The organism is Arsukibacterium sp. (assembly GCF_036735525.1).
Taxonomy (GTDB): Bacteria; Pseudomonadota; Gammaproteobacteria; order Enterobacterales; family Alteromonadaceae; genus Alishewanella.
In genome coordinates this window covers 1-2737 of the sequence record NZ_DAINOE010000177.1, presented here as the reverse complement: position 1 = coordinate 2737, position 2737 = coordinate 1, and the positions used below count along the sequence as shown (strand labels likewise).

Here is a 2737-nt window from a genome sequence, read left to right as displayed (position 1 = left end):
AAACAGGCTGATAGCTGATTGTATAAATGGAAATTTTGTGGGGATCCCTCAGCTAAAGCATGGAAGAAGGAAACAGGCAATGCCAAAGGGCATATGGCCTTTCTGCGAGATACAGTTATGCCGTTTATTGAAAATAATTATCTGCGTATTTCGGTTTGTCCGGCCACCTGTTCCGGTTTCATCCGGCCAGGCGTTTCGGTGTGATCCGGCCAGCATGATCTGACCTTCGTTTATCCTCTCTTTTTACCCGACTTCTTCACCCTGAACCAGTGTTTTTTTACGTTGTGACTCACCTGTTAATTCCAGTCGGTGGGCGTTGTGGATCACTCTGTCTAATAGCGCATCTGCAACGGTCGGGTTATCCATCAGGCCGTACCATTCTGAGACCGGTAATTGACTGACGATGATCGTGCTGCGTTGCTCGTAGCGATCTTCAATTACGTCCAGTAAATCGCTGACTTGCTTACCTTTAAATCCCTCAAGGCCCCAATCATCCAGGATCAACATATCCACCTTTTGTAGCTGTACCAGTTGCTTCAGATAGCTGCCATCGGCATGTCCCATTTTCAGGCTCTCCAGTAACCGGCCTAAGCGGTAATACAGGACACGTTTATTCTGACGGCAAGCTTGCTCACCTAAGGCGCAAGCAAGATACGTTTTACCGCTGCCAGTGGGGCCGGTTATTAGGATATTCTGATGATACGTCAGGTGATGACCTTGCAGCAGCGGGGTAATTTGCTCAGCGCGTAAGCCGCGCTTTGCCGGATAGCGTAAGCCTTCCGGTGTCGCTTTGAGGCGCAGATTAGCCTGTTTGCGCAAGCGTTGTAAGCGGGTGTTATCCCGCGCCAGGTGTTCTTGCTCGACCAGTAACCCCAGTCGTTCATCGAAGCTCAGCTCTGCGTATGTGTGTGGTGCAAGGCGCTGTTGCTCCAGCGCATTGGCCATGGCGGCCAGCTTAAGCTGGCGTAGTTGGATAAGTAGTGCGTCCATTGGTGTTGTCCTTATTGGTAGTATTTTGAACCACGGATGTTGATGTGAACGCCAGGGATAAGTGTGTTGGTTTCATCAGGTTGCCAGCGCATATCTTCGCCGTTTTTAAGCAGCTTTTTGATGACCGGTATATAAGGTAGCTGGCGGCTGAGAGCGAGTGCGCAGGCGTTTTCCAGCCGGTCACTGCCGTAGCGCTTTTGCTCGCTCAGTAGTGCAAGGCTGGCGCGCTGTGCCTGAACCAGATGGTCTTTACTGCGCTCAACGGCTAATACCACCGCCAGGGTATTGGAGCCAATATGCGTGGCCCAGCTGCGAATACGCTCGGGGTTCCACTCCTGATAGGCGGCATGGTTTTCTGGCATATGCGCCACGTCCGTACTGTGTCTGTACGCATTATGGCTGCGGGGGTGCTGGGCGACACATTTGGTCTGATGGTAAACCTTAACCAGTGTTTGCGTGGCACTGATTTCAACCCGCTCACCCACTAAACGGTGTGGCACCGAGTACCAGTGATTGTCGTACTGTACGTGGTAATCTTTGGCGACTTTCGCAATGCGATAATCGGTGTACTCATAGGCATAAGGCGGCAGGGGTTGCAGGGCGGGTTCGTCCAGTAATTTAAACAACTGCTCACGGCTGGCACCGTTGTAATGCTTCATTGGTCGCTGGTTAAGTTCAGTATTCAGTGCGCGGATAGCCTGATTTAACGCAGCCAGTGAGTAAAACACCTGATGGCGCAGCCGGGCTAATACCCAGCGCTCAACAATCAGTACAGCGGATTCGACCTTACCTTTATCCTGCGGTTTGCGTGGTCGGGTCGGCATTAACGCACAGCCATAATGTCTGGCCAGGGCTTTATAATTGTCGTTAATCACCGGCTCAAACTTATCCGCTTTATCAACAGCGGCTTTGAGATTATCGGGTATCAATAACGCCGGTACACCGCCTAAAAACGTCAGGCAGCGGCTGTTTGCCATCAGCCAGGACTCCATATCCTGACCTTCACAGGCTTCAATATAGGTGTAGTTGGATGCACCCATTGTGGCAACGAAGATAGCAGCGTGTTTTATCTCGCCGGTTTCTGGGTTCACAATCGGCACCGTAGGGCCACAGAAGTCGATAAACAGCTTTTCACCAGCTTCATGATGCTGTCGCATTGAGCGCTTTTGTACAGCACACCAACGCCGGTAATGTTCGCAGTACTGCGTGTAACCAAGCGCTTTACTGCCGTGCTCTGCCTGATACTCCTGCCATAACAGCAGTTTGGTGACGCCTTTTCTGCGCAGTTCAATATGCACCTGCACCCACAACGGCAAGACCCGCTGCGTACTGTAATCACGGCCAGGGAATAACTGTTTGTCGAGGTTATCAAGCGGATGGTCGGCGTCCAGCGGCCAGCTCAGACCTAAATTGTTAAAGCGGGCAACCAAATCACTGATGGTCGCCCGGCCAATATTTAGCGCCTGAGAGATTTGCCTGTCGCTTAGCCTGGCTTCAAATTTGAGGCGGAATATATCCAGATAAGTTTGCATATCTGTCCTTACCATTTTCTTTTTACGTGTCATGACTACTCCGACAAACAGTTAAAAAACTGTTATGCCAAAGTCCGTAAAACGAAGGAAGAACAAACTGGCCGGACGATACCGAAACAGGTGGCCGGATTAGGCCGAAATCAGTGGCCGGATGATACCGAAATGGGTGGCCGACTCATGCCGAAATCGCTGGCCGGATCATCCCGAAATACGCA

General features: G+C 51.2%; 2 protein-coding genes. Both read right to left on the bottom strand.

Features of this window, described 5'->3' with window-relative positions:
• Positions 1–243 precede the first annotated feature (243 nt).
• Positions 244–990 carry an IS21-like element helper ATPase IstB gene (gene istB / locus V7D78_RS16935; protein ID WP_333609630.1) on the bottom strand — a complete coding sequence of 249 codons (747 nt, stop codon included), beginning with the start codon at positions 988–990 and terminating at the stop codon, positions 244–246.
• An 11-nt stretch (positions 991–1001) separates the two neighbouring features.
• Complete coding sequence (gene istA / locus V7D78_RS16930) at positions 1002–2555, bottom strand: IS21 family transposase (protein WP_333609629.1); 1554 nt, start codon at positions 2553–2555, stop codon at positions 1002–1004.
• Between the last annotated feature and the right edge of the window lie 182 nt (positions 2556–2737).

Excerpts from the sequence above, each read along its gene's own strand:
- istA (WP_333609629.1), bottom strand. The coding sequence starts at position 2,555 with ATGACACGTAAAAAGAAAATGGTAAGGACAGATATGCAAACTTATCTG.
- istB (WP_333609630.1), bottom strand. The coding sequence starts at position 990 with ATGGACGCACTACTTATCCAACTACGCCAGCTTAAGCTGGCCGCCATG.